This is a genomic window from Variovorax sp. LjRoot290 (genome assembly GCF_964253985.1).
Taxonomy (GTDB): Bacteria; Pseudomonadota; Gammaproteobacteria; order Burkholderiales; family Burkholderiaceae_C; genus Variovorax.
On the sequence record NZ_CAXURW020000001.1, the window covers coordinates 2725870 to 2739452 of the forward strand.

The following is a 13583-nucleotide window of genomic DNA, read 5'->3' on the forward strand; positions in this document are numbered from 1 at the left end:
TCTATGGTCGGGTACAGCGCGCGGACGTGCAGGGAATGAAAAGCTGCTTTGTATGTCGTGCACGCGGGGCAGGCCTGCGCGGCCTATCCTGCGTCCATCCGTTGGTTCACTTCATCGAATGACATCCACAGTTCCGGCGACGCCGTCATCCATCCAGGCCCGGTGGGCCATGCAGGCCGCGCTGCCGGCCGTGATCGCTGGTTATCCGCTGCTGGAGGCGCTGCAGACCTGCCGGCGACAGGCGATGTCCGGCAAGCCGGGCCATGGTCGGGCGCCGTTCAACACGATCGCGCACAGCACGCGGCAGTGGACCCACAGCGACCGCGACTTCAACACGCCGACCGTCGACCTGCTTTACAGCAACGCCTTGCTGGACCTTCGCCATGGGCCCGTGGTGCTGGAGATCCCGGCGCGCAGCCGCTTCTTCGTCGTGGAGCTCCTGGATGTCTACACCAACAACTTCCAGAACCTCGGCACGCGCAACGTGCCCGCCGAGGGCGCTCGTTATGCACTCCTGGGCCCGGACGCGCCGGAGTCGCTCGCAGCGGCAGGCACGATCGCCGTTCGTTGTCCTTCCGCATTGGTGTGGCTGCTCGGCCGCGTGATCGTGGACGGCGAGGCGGACCTGCCTGCGGCGCGTGCGATGCAAGCCGGGTTCCGGCTGCACGGCGCGCCCGCGCCGGCGCCGTTCGCGAGCCTGGCACAGTGGCAGGACACGGGAGATGCGGCGCTCGACTTCTTTTCCAACCTGGCGCGGGCGTTCAATGACTTTCCGCCGCCGCCGTCGCAGCGCGCGCCTCTCGAGTTGCTCACTGCCGCGAACATCGCGCTGCCACCCGATGGCGTGCTCACCGAGTTGCGCGGCGCCGCGATCGAGGGCTTGCGCGGGGCGTATCGCGAAGGCATGGCGCTGATCGAAGGCCACACCCACACCGCATCCAAGGCGCCGTGGCGCTTCTCCACCCGCCTGGGCCGCTTCGGCAACGACTATATGCTGCGCGCAGCCACCGCCTGGAAAGGCATCGGCGCGCTGGCCGCGGACGAGGCGATCTACGCGCCGGCCGATTACGACCGGCACGGCGAGCTGCTGCACGGGCGCAATGCATACCGCATCCGGTTCGAGGACGGCGGCGACCTGCCGGTGGATGCGTTCTGGTCCATCACGGTGTATGGCGACGACCGCTTCCTGGCCGCTCATCCGTTCGGCCGGCATGCGCTCGGCAGCCGCAGCGGCCTGGAGCGGGACACGGACGGCGCACTGACGATCCACGTGGGCCACCGGCGGCCTGCCACGCCCGGGTCGAACTGGTTGCCAGCGCCGGACGCCCCCTTCTACCTGATCCTGCGGATGTACCACCCGCAGCAGCGCCTGCTGGAGGGGCGCTACAAGCTGCCGCCAGTGGAGCGGGTGGACTGATCGGCCTTCACGACGCCGGCCTCGCGCAGAGCCGCGATCTCGGCGTCGCTCAATCCCGCCTCCCGCAGCAATTCCTCGGTGTGCGCGCCGTGGGCCGGTGCGGCCTGGGTCTGGAGGCGCGGCGTGTCGCACAGGTCGTAGGGCAGGCCGAAGCTGCGATAGCCAGGGCGATCCCCGTTCGGCGCAGCCTCGATGACCATGCTGCTGGCCCGGAAGTCTTCGCCCGCAAGGGCATCGCTGTAGCTGCGCACGACACCCACCACGATGTTGTTGCGCGTGAGCAGGTCGACGCACTCGCGCGTGCCGTAGCGCGAAAGCCGTTCGCTCACGGCCTCCTTCATGGCCGGCCGGTTCGCGACGCGGAGCTCGTTGGTGAGGAAGCGCGGGTCCGTCGCCAGCGCGGGGGAACCGATGGTTTCGCACAGGCGCACCCAGTGCGCCTGCACGTAGGCGGAGACCACGACCATGCCGTCGTGCGTGCGAAAGATGTCTGCCGCCGGGGCACTCAGCGGCTGGCCGTCGCCGCTGCGGGTGGGCTCGACGCCGCGCGCCAGGTAGTCGCTCCAGTTCGGCAGCTGCAGGTTCAGCGCCACTTCCAGCAGCGAGATGCGGATGGTTTCGCCGATGCCGGTGCGCACGCGCCGGAAGAGCGCAGCCAGGATCGCCTGCGCCGCCACCTGCACGGTGGCCGTGTCGATGATGGTGGCGCCCACCTTCTGCGGCAGGCCCTGCGGCTCGCCGGTCACCGACATCAGGCCGCTTTCCGCCTGCGCCGCGATGTCGTAGCCGGGCCGGTCGCGCGAGGGCGCGCCCGCGGGGAAGCCGCTGATCGAGACGTAGACCAGCCCCGGCTGTATCTCGCGCAATGCATCGGCCCCCAATCCGAGTGCCTCGGCGGCGCCCGGCCGCAGGTTCTGCACGACCACGTCGGCACGCTCGATCAGGCGCAGCGCGATCTCCACCCCGCGCGGATTGCGCAGGTCCAGGGCGATCGACTTCTTGCTGCGGTTGTAGGCGCGCAGCATGGCGTGGCCGAAGTGGCCCGTGTGGCGCGCCATGTCGCCTTCCAGCGATTCGATCTTGACCACCTTCGCGCCGAGGTCGCCCAGCGTCATCGCGGTGCCGGGGCCCGCAATGTAGTTGCCGAGTTCGATGACGCGAATGCCCTGCAGGGGCGGGGGAGGAGCGGCTCGTTCGTTCATCCGGGCGACTCTAGGAGCCGAGTGGGACCACGGGAACGCAGGAACTGCAAAGCTGCTTTGCAGGGCGCGCCGCCGCCTGTGCCGGATCGTCGCCAAACTTCGACCCCATGATGACCGTGGAGATTCGAAGGGTCGGCGAGACGAAGGACCTGCTGGGCGAAAGCCCGTGCTGGGATGCGCGCGCGCATGCCGTCTGCTGGATCGACTCGCTGGCGGGAACGCTACGGCGGCTGTGGCCTGCCACCGGGGAGGCCGAGCAACACGGCCTGCCCGCGCCGGTCGGCTCGATTGCACCTTGCGAGAGCGGTTCGGTGGTCGCGGCGCTGAAGAACAGCTTCGCTCGCTACGACTTCGCCACGCGCAAGCTGGAGATCCTGGCGCGCATCGACATCGATCACCCGGACGTGCGCCTCAATGACGGCAAATGCGACCCCTGGGGCAACTTCATCGCCGGCACCATGCACATCAACCGCCAGCCGGGCGACGCTGTCCTCGGCGGCCTGTACCGGCTGCGGCCCGACCGCTGCGTGGAGCGCATTGCGGGCGGGTTCGGGTTGACCAACGGCCCCTGCTTCAGCCTCGACGGCCGCACGCTCTACGTGGCCGACAGCACGGTCCGCACGATCTGGGCCTATGACTACGCGCCGGAAGGTCCGTTGTTCAACCAGCGCGTCTTCGTGCAGACCGAGGGTTACGGATCCGGCCCCGACGGCGCGACCGTGGATGCTCAGGGCTTCGTCTGGACCGTGCTGACGCGGATCGGGAAGATGGCTCGCTTCGCCCCCGACGGACGGCTCGACCGGATGGTGGAACTGCCGGCAACGCATCCGACCAGCCTGTGCTTCGGCGGCCCGCAGTTCGAAGTGGCCTATGTCACGTCGATCTCCAGGAGCACGCATCTCGCGGGACTCCTGCCGCAGGACGGCGGCCTGTTCGAGCTGAGCGGGATGCCCGCCGCCGGGATGCCGGCGCACCGCTTCGCGGACTGAAACCGGCCTCAGGCCGCGTCGCCTTCGCGCAGCGCCTCGGCGATGAAGTCGACGAAGGCGCGCACTTTCAGCGGCAGCGCGCGGCTCTGGCGGAACACTGCGTAGATGCCGTTGGAGAACCCGCGCACCGCGAACCGGTAATCGGGAAGGAGCCGCAACAGCGAGCCGTCCTGGATGCAGCTGCGCACCGTGGGCTCCGACAGCAGCGCGATCCCCATGCCCCCGATGGCGGCCAGCCGCAGCAGTTCGCCGTTGTTCGAGCTCAACACGCCCTGGATCACCAGCTCCTGCTGTTCTCCCTGTTCGTCGATGTATTTCCAGGTGGTGGCCTCGTGCTCGCGACGGTAGGTGAGGCAGCGAACCTCCGGCAGGTCGCGCGGGTGGCGGATGCGCTTGTGCACCTTCATGAAGGATGGGCTGGCCACCAGCACTTCGTCACTGCTGAGCAGCCGCTTGATCACGAAGCTCGAATCGGTCGACTCGCCGGTGCGGATGTCGATGTCGAAGTCGTGCTCCACCAGGTTCACAGGGTGTTCGGAGAGTTCGAACTCCAGCTGGATGTCCGGATGGCGCTGGGCGAAGCGCGGCAGCAGCGGCGCGATCACGCGCAGGCCGATCTGCGTGCGCGAGTGGATGCGCAGACGGCCCTCGGGCAGCAGTTTCGAGCTGCGCGCGGCTTCCTCCGCCTCCGCCATCGCCTCCAGCACCACCTCCGCGCGCCCGAGGAAGGCCTGTCCCGCCTCGGTGACCTTGAGCTTGCGGCTGGTGCGGTCCACCAGTTGCACCCCCAGCTCTTCCTCCAGCGCGCTGATGCGGCGCGAGATGGTGGCGGGCGAAAGACTCAGGCTGCGCCCCGCGGCCGAGAGGCTTCCCTTCCGCAGGGTCGTCACGAAGATCCGCAGCGAATCGAGGGCCTTCATTTCAGAAAACGCAAAGAAGGTGTGCGCGGCGTGGTGCGCGGCGCAGGCACTCCGTTCCTAAGATCGCTCCACGCAACCAAGCCAACCAGGAGCCTCGTCATGGATTTCGGAATCTTCATTCTGATGCAGCAGCGAAACAAGCACAAAACCTCTCACCAGATCCTGCGCGATGCCGTGGAGCAGACGCGGCTGGCGGACGAACTGGGCTTCGGCGGCGCCTGGTTCGCAGAACATCATTTCAGCAACTACGGCATGTGCTCGTCGCCGCTCACGATGATCGCGCACTGCGCCGCCGTCACCCGCGACATTCGCCTGGGCACCGGCATTGTCGTCGCACCGCTGTACACCCCAGCCCGCCTGATCGCCGACGTCGCGATGGTGGACCAGCTGTCCGACGGCCGCCTGAACCTGGGCATCGGCTCCGGCTACCAGCACTTCGAGTTCGAGCGCTTCGGCGTTTCGCTGGAGACCTCCAAGCAGCGCACGCTGGAGATGCTGGACATGCTGGAGCTGGGCCTGAAGGAGCCGAAGTTCGCTTACGACGGCCAGTTCTACCAGCAGCCCGAGAGCGCGATCAGCCAGCGCGCGGTGCAGCAGCCGATGCCGCCGTTGTGGGTGACCAGCGTGGACCCGACCTTCCTTGCCCGCGCCGTGCGTGGCGACCACCACGTGTTCGTCTCCGGCGGCGACGGCGGCGTGGAGAAGCTGCAGGCCACCCGCGCCTTGATCGACAAGGTGGCCCTGGGTGAAGGCAAGAACCCGGCCCAGGTGCCGGTCGGCGTGCTGCGCGCGGCCTACGCCAGCGAAAACAAGGCCGAAGTGGATCGCTACCTCGATTGCGCCCGCTACCAGCGCCGCGTGGCACTCAGCCTGAAGCGCCGCACGGCGCAGATCGCCGAGGACTACCAGGTGGCCGAGACGATGGCGGAAGGCGAGCCGACCCTGGACGAGATGCGTGCCCTGTTGCCCGTGGGCTCGGTGGACACGGTGATCGAGCGGGTGGTGCGCGAGATCCGCGCCATCAAGCCCGTGCACTACTGTTTCCAGACGCAGATGGGTGACTTCGACCACCCGACGATGCTGAAGCACCTGGAACTGTGGGCCAAGGTCATCATGCCCGCCGTGCAGCGCGAGATCGCCAACGACCCGCCGCACGTGGCCAAGCCGGCCACCGAGGTCGCCGCCGCCTGAGGCGCGCAGGCGTACGCCATGAGTAGCACGACCTTGCACCGCGATGCCATCGAACCGACGCTGTTTCGACAGCTGCTCGGCTGCTTTCCGACGGGGGTGGCGATCATCACGACGCGTGCCGCCGACGGACGGCCCGCAGGCCTGACCTGCAATTCCTTCAGCTCGGTATCGCTGGAGCCGCCGCTGGTGCTGTTCAGTCTGCGCAAGGCAAGCAGCTTGCTGGGTGCGTTCGCCGAAGCCGATGCGTTCGCCATCAACATCCTGTCCGAGCGCCAGGATGCGCTGTCGAGTCGTTTTGCCTCGAGCAAGATCGCGGACAAGTTCGAGGGCGTGGCCTGGCGCTCGGGGCCTCTCGGAATGCCGATCATCGAAGACTGCCTGGCAAGCTTCGAGTGCAGCGTCCACGCCCGTCATGAGGCCGGCGACCACGACGTCTTCATCGGAGAAGTGAAGCACATGAGCGGAGGCCCCGCCGACCAGGCGCTGGTGTTCTACAAGGGTGCCTACATGATGCTGGCGGAGTCGCTTCGCACGCTGGTGATCCAGGGGCGGCTCGGCTCGGCCGATCTCGACGAAGCCTATCGCACGCTGTATGGGACGCTGCTGCGGCTGGCGTGCGAGCGCGCCACCGAAGGCGAGATCGATGCGATCGAGGCCGCCGTCGACGGCATCGAGCGGCATCAGGCCACGGACTCGCTCGCGCAACGCATCGAGTCGGCCAGTCGCTTCTTCTCTGCCATCGCGGCAGCCGGGCACAACGAAGCCCTCATGCTCATGGCGCAGACGATGACCACCATCCTGCGCGAGCGCTTGACGCACGTGGTCCCGGTGCGGCCGCGGCCGGACTTGTTTCCGCTTCGGCGCAAGGTCGTGCTCTGCCTTCGGCAGCGTGACGCGGACGGGGCCGCTGCCGCTCTGGACGAGCTGATCACGAAGCTGCGCACGGGCGGCGACGTGGCCGCCGAGCCCAGCCGCTCATAGAAAACAGGACAGGAGACAACATGTCGAACACCGAAATCGCCGATGGCGAGGCGGATGCCTACGCCGCGTTCCGCCGCGAGCTGGAGGACTTTGCCCGCCGCGCCTGCCCGCCGGAGATCCGCGCCGTCGTCGCAGCGGGCCAGAAGGTCACCAAGCGCGAGTACATGGGGTGGCAGAAGATCCTCCATGAGAAGGGCTGGGGCGCGCCCAGCTGGCCGCGCGAATACGGCGGCACCGGCTGGGACATCAAGCAGCGGCTGATCTTCGAGGAGGTGATGGCCGAGGCCGATTGCCCGCCGCTGTACCACCACGGTCTGGGCCACATCGGCCCCGTCATCATCCGCTTCGGCACGGAGGAGCAGAAGGCGCGCTTCCTGCCGCGCATCCTGGACGGCTCCGACTGGTGGTGCCAGGGCTACTCGGAGCCGGGCTCGGGCTCGGACCTCGCCTCGCTCAGCACCAGCGCGCGGCTGGACGGCACCGACTACGTGATCAACGGCCAGAAGATCTGGACCTCGCACGCGCACGAAGCCAACATGATCTACATGCTGGTGCGCACCTCGAAGGAGGCGAAGAAGCAGGACGGCATCTCGCTGATCCTGGTGCCGATGGACAGCAAGGGCATCACGGTGCGCCCGATCCGCACCATCGACGGCTGGCACCATCTGAACGAGGTGTTCTTCGACGAGGTGCGTGTGCCCGCCGCCAACCTGATCGGCGAGGCCGGCAAGGGCTGGACCTGCGCCAAGTACCTGCTGGAACGCGAGCGCCTGCCGCCCGCCAACGTCGCGCGGCTGGAGTTGGTGCGAAGGCAAGTCACGCGCGTGGTGGAAGAGGCTGCGAAGGCCGCCGTCGGGCGCCGTGATTTCAGCAACCTGCGCTACCGGTTGCTGCTGGCCGAAGCCGACGTCAAGGGTGCGCGCGTCATCCTGGCCCATGCGACGGACGACCTGAAGCACCAGCGTCCGCTCGGCGTGCAGCCGTCGGTGATCAAGCTGATGTGCAGCGACGTCGCCCAGCGCCTGACCTCCATCGCGCTCGATGCGGTCGGGCCGGAGGCGGCCCACCGCTTCCTCGCCCATGACGGCGAGGGCGTGCCCGGCGCCACCTGGGTGCAGAACTACATGTTCACGAGGTCGAGAACGATTGCCGGCGGCACCTCCGAAGTGCAGCGCAACGTCGTCGCCAACGAATTGCTGGGAGCCTGAAAAGTGTCCATGTCATTCACGCCATTGTTTCCCGGCATGCTGCTCGATGCGGCCGACCGCTTCGCGCAGGACCACGCCGCGACACAGGACTTCGCCGAGACCGACCCGATCCGGGAAATGGGCTGGGCCTGTACGGTCGTGCCCGAAGAGTCCGGCGGCGTCGGCGGCGCGCTGGCCGACCTTGCCTCCATCGTCGAAGGCCTCGCTACGCACGGGCTGCACTTGCCGGTGGTGGAGACCTGTGCCGTCGCGCCCATCCTGCTGCAGGCTGCGGCGCCCGAAGCTTCTGCGCGCTGGCTAGAAGCCGTGTGCGAGGGCAGCGCGAAGATCGCGCCGCTGACCGCGCTGTCCGCATCGCTGGACGACATCGCGGTGCAGGCGAAGCAGCTGGACATCGGCTGCGAGCTGACCGGCGTGGTCCAGGGCGTCGATGTGTCGCTGGCCGCCACGCACTATCTCGTGCCCGCGGTGCTGCAGGGGACGGGCGAGGCGGCGATCTTCCTGGTCGACAAGGAGCGCATCCCCGCGCCCACGACAACTTACCGGACGATGGAAGGGCGGCGCGGCGCCGACTTCCGGCTGGAGCACCTGAGGGAGCCGGCGCTGGCCTGCATCGCGCGCGGCGCCGAGGCTCAGCGCGCGCTGGTCCAGGCCGACAACGCGGCCCTCCTGCTGACGGCGACGGACACCGTGGCCGCGCTGGCCACGCTGATCCAGCAGACCGTGAACCACCTGAAGGAGCGGCGCCAGTTCGGCGTGACGCTGTCGTCCTTCCAGGTGCTCAGGCACCGCACGGCCGACATGTACGTGCGCTACCTCGGCGCCAAGGGTCTGCTGATGCACGCCTTCCAGGAATACGACAGCGACGCGGCTGACCTGCGCCGCACCCTGCGCCTGATGAAGGTGGCGCTGGCGGAAACCGCCCGCACCTGCGCTGAAAGCGCCATCCAGATGCATGGCGGCATGGGCGTGAGCGAGGAGGTCCTGGCCACGCGCCTCGCCCAGCGCCTGCTCGCCTCCGAATTCCGCTACGGCGACCGCCTCACGCATGCGGCGCGGCTGCTCGCGCCGCAACCAACCTTTCCAGGAGTTCACCATGAACGTCAGCCTTGAAGTTTCCGAGCACATCGCCGTCGTGCGGCTGAACAAGCCGCCGGTCAACGCACTGGACCGCGCGACGCGGCAGCGCCTGATCGATGTGTTCGACGAGGTCTCCGAACGCGCCGACATCCGCGTGGCCATCCTCACCGGCACGGGCAAGTATTTCTGCTCCGGCGCCGACCTGAAGGATCGGCCGGACCCGGAGAAGGCCGGCGACTTCCTCGGCCATAACCGCCTGACGCGGGAGACCGGCAACGCGATCCGCGAGTGTGCCAAGCCGGTGATCGCCGCCGTCAATGGTCCGGCCTTGGGCGCCGGCTTCGGCCTGATGGCCGCCTGCGACATCTTCCTGGCCTCCGAGGACGCGAGCTTCGCGATGCCGGAGATCAACGTGGGGCTGGCCGGTGGGGTGTCGATGCTGCGAACCATGTTCGGCCGCTCCTTCACGCGTCGCATGTTCTTCACCGGCATGCGCGTGCCCGCCGCCGAGTTGTACCGCCGGGGCGTGCTGGACGAAGTGCTGCCGCCGGACGAGCTGCTGCCCGCGGCCCTGCGCCTCGCGCAGGAGATGGCATCCAAGAGCCCGCTTGCGCTGGCCTACGCCAAGCAGGCCGCCAACATGATGGATTTGATGCCGCAGCGCGACGGCTACCGCTTCGAGCAGAACATCACCATGGCGCTGTCCAAGACCGAGGACGCCAAGGAAGCGCGCCAGGCCTTCCTGGAAAAGCGCCAGCCTGTCTACAAGGGGCGCTGAGCCATGACCGTCGTTGCAGTCGCGGAAGTCGTGGAAGTCGTGGAAGTGGGAAGGGGTCTGGACGCGCTGTTCCAGCCGCGTTCGATCGCGATCTTCGGCGCGTCGGAGGACGTGACCAAGATCGGCGGGCGGCCGCTGCAGTTCCTCCTGAAGTACGGCTACCGCGGCGCGATCTATCCGATCAACCGCAAGGGCGGCACGGTGCAGTCGCTTCAGGCCTATGCGAGCGTGGCGGACCTGCCGGAGGCACCGGAGTTGGCCGTGATGGCGGTTCCCCCCGAGAGCGTGCTGGAGGCGATCAAGGACTGCGCGAGGAGCGGGGTGCGCGCGGCGGTCATCCTCTCCTCCGGCTTCTCCGAGATGGGTGAAGCGGGCAGCCGGCTGCAGGCCGAGATCGGCAAGGTCGCCAGGTCGTCAGGCATGCGCGTGGTCGGCCCGAACTGCCTGGGCTCCATTGGTGTCGCGGAAAAGAGCATCGCCACTTTTTCGGTGGCGCTCGAGTCGGCGTTCCCCACCGCGGGCCACGTCGGTATCGTGTCGCAGAGCGGCAACCTCGGCAGCTACACGATGCGGCTCGCTGTCGATCGCGGCATCGGCATCAGCCGCCTGCTCACCACAGGCAACGAATGCGACGTGGACATCGCCGACGGCATCGCCTCGCTGGCCACCGACCCGGCCACCTCGGTGATCCTGTGCTGCATGGAAACCTGCCGCAACGCGGGCAAGCTGGTGCAGGCGCTGGCGATGGCGCGCGAGGCCGGCAAGCCGATCATCGTGCTGAAGGTCGGCGTGTCCCACGCCGGCAGCGAAGCGGCTGCCTCGCACACCGGCGCGCTGGCCGGTTCGGACGCGGTGTTCGACGTGGTGCTGCGCAACGGCGGCGCCATCCGGGTGCCGAGCATCGAACAGTTGCTGGACGTTGGCCACGCCGTCTCGGTGGTTGGCACTGCCCGCGCGCCGAAGGGCAAGCGCGCCGCGCTGGTGACGGCCTCCGGCGGCTTCGGAGTGCTGATGGCCGATGCGGCCAGCGCCCAGGGCCTGGATCTGCCGAAGCTTTCGGCGCGCGCGCAGGAGCGCATCCTCTCGGCGCTGCCGTACGCATCGCCCGGCAATCCGGTCGACATGACCGCGCAGGTGTCGAGCCGGCCGGAGTTGCTGGTCCAGGTGCTGTCCGCGGTGGCGGAAGACCCCGTGTGCGATGCGGTGATCCTGCAGTCCGCCTATGCCTTCCAGATGCCGCGGCTGCGCGACGTGTATATCGCCGCGCTGGAGCAGGTGCGGCTAGACCATCCGTCGCGGCTCATCCTGCTGTGCTGCAAAGCGCCGCGCGACACGATCGCGCAACTGAACCGGATGGGCTTCCCCACGGTGGAAACCATCGACGCGGCCTGCTCGACCCTGGCGGCGCTGGTGCGGCTCGGTACGCGGGGCGAACAGGCCGCGACGGCAGCGACCTTGTCTTCGACCGATGCGCTGCCGCAAGAAGCATTCGCCAACGAGGCGAGCGCCAAGGCGGCGCTCGCGCAGGCGGGCGTTCCCGTGCTGAAGGAAGTCACGGCGGCCAGCCGGGATGCGGCGCTGACGGCGGCGCGCGAAATCGGATTTCCGGTTGTGCTCAAGATCGTGTCGCCCGACATTCCGCACAAGACCGAGGTCGGCGGCGTCGTGGTCGGCGTGCGCTCGGAGGCGCAACTCGCGACCGAGTACGACAGCCTGCTGGCGCGCGTCGCGCAGAAGGCGCCAGAAGCCCGGATCGCTGGCGTGCTGGTGGCGCAGATGGCGCAGGGCGGCATCGAACTGATCCTCGGGACCAAGAAGGACCCGGTCTTCGGGCCGGTCGTGATGGTGGGCCTGGGCGGAATCTTTGCCGAGGTGCTGCGTGACGTGGCTCTGCAGATCGCGCCCGTGACCGAACAGCAGGCGACGCAGATGCTGCGCTCGCTCAGGGCCTTCCCCTTGCTCGACGGCGCGCGCGGCCGGGCAAAGGCGGACGTGGCGGCGGCGGCGCGCGCCGTCGCGGCGCTCTCGCAATTCGCTGCGCAGCACGCCGATGTCGTCGCGGAGATCGACATCAATCCATTGGTGGTGATGGACCAGGGGCAGGGCGCGTTCGCGCTCGATGCGCTGCTGGTGCCGGAAACGAAAGGCAATCCATGAATCCCTCTCTCGAAGGCCGCGTGGCATTTATCAGCGGCGCCGGCCACGGCATCGGCCGGGCCACGGCGCTGACCATGGCCCGGCTCGGCGCCACCGTCGGCGTCAACGACCTCAAGCAGGAATTCGTCGAAGAAACCGTTGCCGAGATTCATCGGCTGGGCGGCAAGGCGATGCCCCTGGCGCAGGATGTCTCCACCCGCGACGGCATGCGCGAAGCCGTGCTGCGCTTCGCGCGTGACGCGGGGCGGCTCGACGTGATGGTCAACAACGCCGCCTGGGTGCGCTACCAGCCGCTGGCGGAGATCACGCCCGAGGTGATGGACCGCATGGTCGACATCGGCTTCAAGTCGGTGATCTGGGGCATCCAGGCCGCCGCCGAGGCGATGGACCCGGAGCGCGGCGGCTCCATCATCAATGTGGCGTCCATCGCTGCCTTCAAGTCGCCGGCCCGGTCGGTGGTGTACAGCGGCCTCAAGGCCGGCGTGCTCGGGATCACCCGGGCCGCGGCCGCCGACCTGGGCGCGCGCGGCATCCGCGTCAATGCGGTCGCGCCGGGTGCGGTGCCGACCGAAGGCACGGCGAAGCACCGCAACGCGGAACTCGATGCGAAGCGTATCGCGCGCACGCCGCTCGGCCGGCTCGGCACGGTGGAAGACATCGCCGACGCGATCTGCTTCCTGGCCGGCGACGGCTCCCGGTTCATCAGCGCGGATGTGCTGCGCCTGGACGGCGGCGCGTCGGAGACTTCGCTGTGAGCGCGACGGACAGCGCTCCCAAACGGCTGCAGAACGTGTACGTGGTGGCGCAGCGGCCGGTCGAACTGCATTCCTTCTACGAATCCGCGCTGGGGCTCAAGCTCAAGTTCCGGGACAAGGACCGCTGGTTCCAGTACGGCGTGGGCAACACCAGTGTGGCCGTGGCGTGCAAGGAAGAAGCGGCGCCGGCGAGGTCCGGGCTCGTGATGGTGTTCGAGGTGGAGGACTTCGCCGGGGCCGAGGAACGCATCGCCGGCGCGGGCGGCCAGGTGCTCGGCATCCGTGACATGGGGGCGCACGGTGCGGTGATGTCGCTGCGCGACCCCGAAGGCAACGTCGTGCAGCTGTTCAAGCGCGCGGCCACCCCGGCGCAATGAGCTCCGCTGCGCAGCTGCAGGCCCTGCTCGATCGCGAGGCGATCCGGGAGTGCCTCAATCGCTACTGCCGCGGCATCGACCGTGCCGACGAGGCGGCGCTGCGATCCGCCTACTGGGAGGACGCCACGGATTGCCACGGCGCCTGGAACGGCAGCGCCACGGGTTTCATCGATCAGGCCTTGCAACGCCTGCGCCTGGGCGGCCGGCGCGTGCACCAGGTGAGCAATGTCTCCATCGAGCTGCATGATGGTGTCGCTGCGGTGGAGAGTTATTTTCTTGCGCTGCAGGCTCCTGCCGGGAACTCCAAGCAGACCTTCTTGTGCGGACGCTACGTCGACCGCTTCGAACGCCGGCACGGCGAGTGGCGGATCGCCGCCAGGACGGTCGTGTACGACTGGATCGAGGAGCGCGAGCGCCCGGAGCTCGCGCTTGCCGATGAGGCCCTGTTCGGTGTGCGACAGCCGGTGGGTTGCGCAGCGCCCGGGGATTCGGTGTACGCGCTGCTGCGGGAAGTCCGCGTCGGATAGA

Annotated in this window: 13 protein-coding genes; 11 read left to right on the forward strand and 2 right to left on the reverse strand. The window is 68.5% G+C overall.

The genetic code is table 11. The annotated features are described in order from the left end of the window. Nucleotides 1–169 precede the first annotated feature (169 nt). Nucleotides 170–1417, forward strand: coding sequence for a DUF1254 domain-containing protein (locus ACSQ9A_RS13690; RefSeq protein ID WP_436304011.1), 1248 nt, complete (start codon nt 170–172; stop codon nt 1415–1417). On the opposite strand, the gene ACSQ9A_RS13695 is transcribed toward ACSQ9A_RS13690, so the two are convergent. Beyond that, complete coding sequence (locus tag ACSQ9A_RS13695; RefSeq protein WP_436304012.1) at nt 1384–2619, reverse strand: CaiB/BaiF CoA transferase family protein; 1236 nt, start codon at nt 2617–2619, stop codon at nt 1384–1386. The two genes, ACSQ9A_RS13690 and ACSQ9A_RS13695, sit on opposite strands and share 34 nt — an antisense overlap. Before the next feature lie 107 nt (nt 2620–2726). Here ACSQ9A_RS13695 and ACSQ9A_RS13700 point away from each other — a divergent pair, with 107 nt between their 5' ends. Further along, on the forward strand, nt 2727–3608 hold the full coding sequence (locus ACSQ9A_RS13700; RefSeq protein WP_436304013.1) for an SMP-30/gluconolactonase/LRE family protein: 882 nt from the start codon (nt 2727–2729) through the stop codon (nt 3606–3608). Between the two features lie 8 nt (nt 3609–3616). Here the strand turns inward: ACSQ9A_RS13700 and ACSQ9A_RS13705 are convergent, their stop codons facing one another. After that, nucleotides 3617–4528: a LysR family transcriptional regulator gene (locus ACSQ9A_RS13705; protein ID WP_093111657.1), complete on the reverse strand. Its 912-nt coding sequence runs from the start codon at nt 4526–4528 to the stop codon at nt 3617–3619. 99 nt (nt 4529–4627) lie between these two features. Here ACSQ9A_RS13705 and ACSQ9A_RS13710 point away from each other — a divergent pair, with 99 nt between their 5' ends. Genes ACSQ9A_RS13710 through ACSQ9A_RS13750 form a run of 9 tightly spaced genes read left to right on the forward strand, consistent with a single transcriptional unit; the run spans nt 4628 to nt 13582 of the window. Continuing rightward, nucleotides 4628–5719, forward strand: coding sequence for an LLM class flavin-dependent oxidoreductase (locus tag ACSQ9A_RS13710; protein ID WP_436304014.1), 1092 nt, complete (start codon nt 4628–4630; stop codon nt 5717–5719). Nucleotides 5720–5737: 18 nt separating this feature from the next. After that, nucleotides 5738–6700 (forward strand): flavin reductase, encoded by a 963-nt coding sequence (locus ACSQ9A_RS13715; RefSeq protein WP_436304015.1) that lies wholly within the window; start codon nt 5738–5740, stop codon nt 6698–6700. 20 nt (nt 6701–6720) lie between these two features. Then, a complete protein-coding gene (locus tag ACSQ9A_RS13720; RefSeq protein ID WP_436304016.1) occupies nt 6721–7908 on the forward strand; it encodes an acyl-CoA dehydrogenase family protein in 1188 nt (395 codons plus the stop codon). A 9-nt stretch (nt 7909–7917) separates the two neighbouring features. Further along, a complete protein-coding gene (locus ACSQ9A_RS13725; RefSeq protein WP_436304017.1) occupies nt 7918–9021 on the forward strand; it encodes an acyl-CoA dehydrogenase family protein in 1104 nt (367 codons plus the stop codon). Continuing rightward, nucleotides 9005–9766: an enoyl-CoA hydratase/isomerase family protein gene (locus ACSQ9A_RS13730; protein ID WP_436304018.1), complete on the forward strand. Its 762-nt coding sequence runs from the start codon at nt 9005–9007 to the stop codon at nt 9764–9766. Before ACSQ9A_RS13725 ends, ACSQ9A_RS13730 begins: the two co-directional genes overlap by 17 nt. Nucleotides 9767–9769: 3 nt before the next feature. Next, the gene (locus ACSQ9A_RS13735; protein ID WP_436304019.1) at nt 9770–11923 is read left to right on the forward strand and encodes an acetate--CoA ligase family protein; all 2154 of its coding nucleotides are present in this window, start codon (nt 9770–9772) and stop codon (nt 11921–11923) included. Further along, on the forward strand, nt 11920–12678 hold the full coding sequence (locus tag ACSQ9A_RS13740; RefSeq protein ID WP_093111671.1) for an SDR family NAD(P)-dependent oxidoreductase: 759 nt from the start codon (nt 11920–11922) through the stop codon (nt 12676–12678). The genes ACSQ9A_RS13735 and ACSQ9A_RS13740 overlap by 4 nt, the downstream gene beginning before the upstream one ends. Beyond that, a complete protein-coding gene (locus ACSQ9A_RS13745; RefSeq protein WP_093111673.1) occupies nt 12675–13055 on the forward strand; it encodes a VOC family protein in 381 nt (126 codons plus the stop codon). Before ACSQ9A_RS13740 ends, ACSQ9A_RS13745 begins: the two co-directional genes overlap by 4 nt. Continuing rightward, nucleotides 13052–13582 carry a nuclear transport factor 2 family protein gene (locus ACSQ9A_RS13750; protein WP_093111676.1) on the forward strand — a complete coding sequence of 177 codons (531 nt, stop codon included), beginning with the start codon at nt 13052–13054 and terminating at the stop codon, nt 13580–13582. The genes ACSQ9A_RS13745 and ACSQ9A_RS13750 overlap by 4 nt, the downstream gene beginning before the upstream one ends. Nucleotide 13583: the final 1 nt, after the last annotated feature.

Excerpts from the sequence above, each read along its gene's own strand:
- ACSQ9A_RS13725 (WP_436304017.1), top strand. The coding sequence starts at position 7,918 with ATGTCATTCACGCCATTGTTTCCCGGCATGCTGCTCGATGCGGCCGAC.
- ACSQ9A_RS13750 (WP_093111676.1), top strand. The coding sequence starts at position 13,052 with ATGAGCTCCGCTGCGCAGCTGCAGGCCCTGCTCGATCGCGAGGCGATC.
- ACSQ9A_RS13715 (WP_436304015.1), top strand. The coding sequence starts at position 5,738 with ATGAGTAGCACGACCTTGCACCGCGATGCCATCGAACCGACGCTGTTT.
- ACSQ9A_RS13720 (WP_436304016.1), top strand. The coding sequence starts at position 6,721 with ATGTCGAACACCGAAATCGCCGATGGCGAGGCGGATGCCTACGCCGCG.
- ACSQ9A_RS13705 (WP_093111657.1), bottom strand. The coding sequence starts at position 4,528 with ATGAAGGCCCTCGATTCGCTGCGGATCTTCGTGACGACCCTGCGGAAG.
- ACSQ9A_RS13740 (WP_093111671.1), top strand. The coding sequence starts at position 11,920 with ATGAATCCCTCTCTCGAAGGCCGCGTGGCATTTATCAGCGGCGCCGGC.
- ACSQ9A_RS13730 (WP_436304018.1), top strand. The coding sequence starts at position 9,005 with ATGAACGTCAGCCTTGAAGTTTCCGAGCACATCGCCGTCGTGCGGCTG.
- ACSQ9A_RS13690 (WP_436304011.1), top strand. The coding sequence starts at position 170 with ATGCAGGCCGCGCTGCCGGCCGTGATCGCTGGTTATCCGCTGCTGGAG.
- ACSQ9A_RS13700 (WP_436304013.1), top strand. The coding sequence starts at position 2,727 with ATGATGACCGTGGAGATTCGAAGGGTCGGCGAGACGAAGGACCTGCTG.
- ACSQ9A_RS13735 (WP_436304019.1), top strand. The coding sequence starts at position 9,770 with ATGACCGTCGTTGCAGTCGCGGAAGTCGTGGAAGTCGTGGAAGTGGGA.
- ACSQ9A_RS13695 (WP_436304012.1), bottom strand. The coding sequence starts at position 2,619 with ATGAACGAACGAGCCGCTCCTCCCCCGCCCCTGCAGGGCATTCGCGTC.
- ACSQ9A_RS13710 (WP_436304014.1), top strand. The coding sequence starts at position 4,628 with ATGGATTTCGGAATCTTCATTCTGATGCAGCAGCGAAACAAGCACAAA.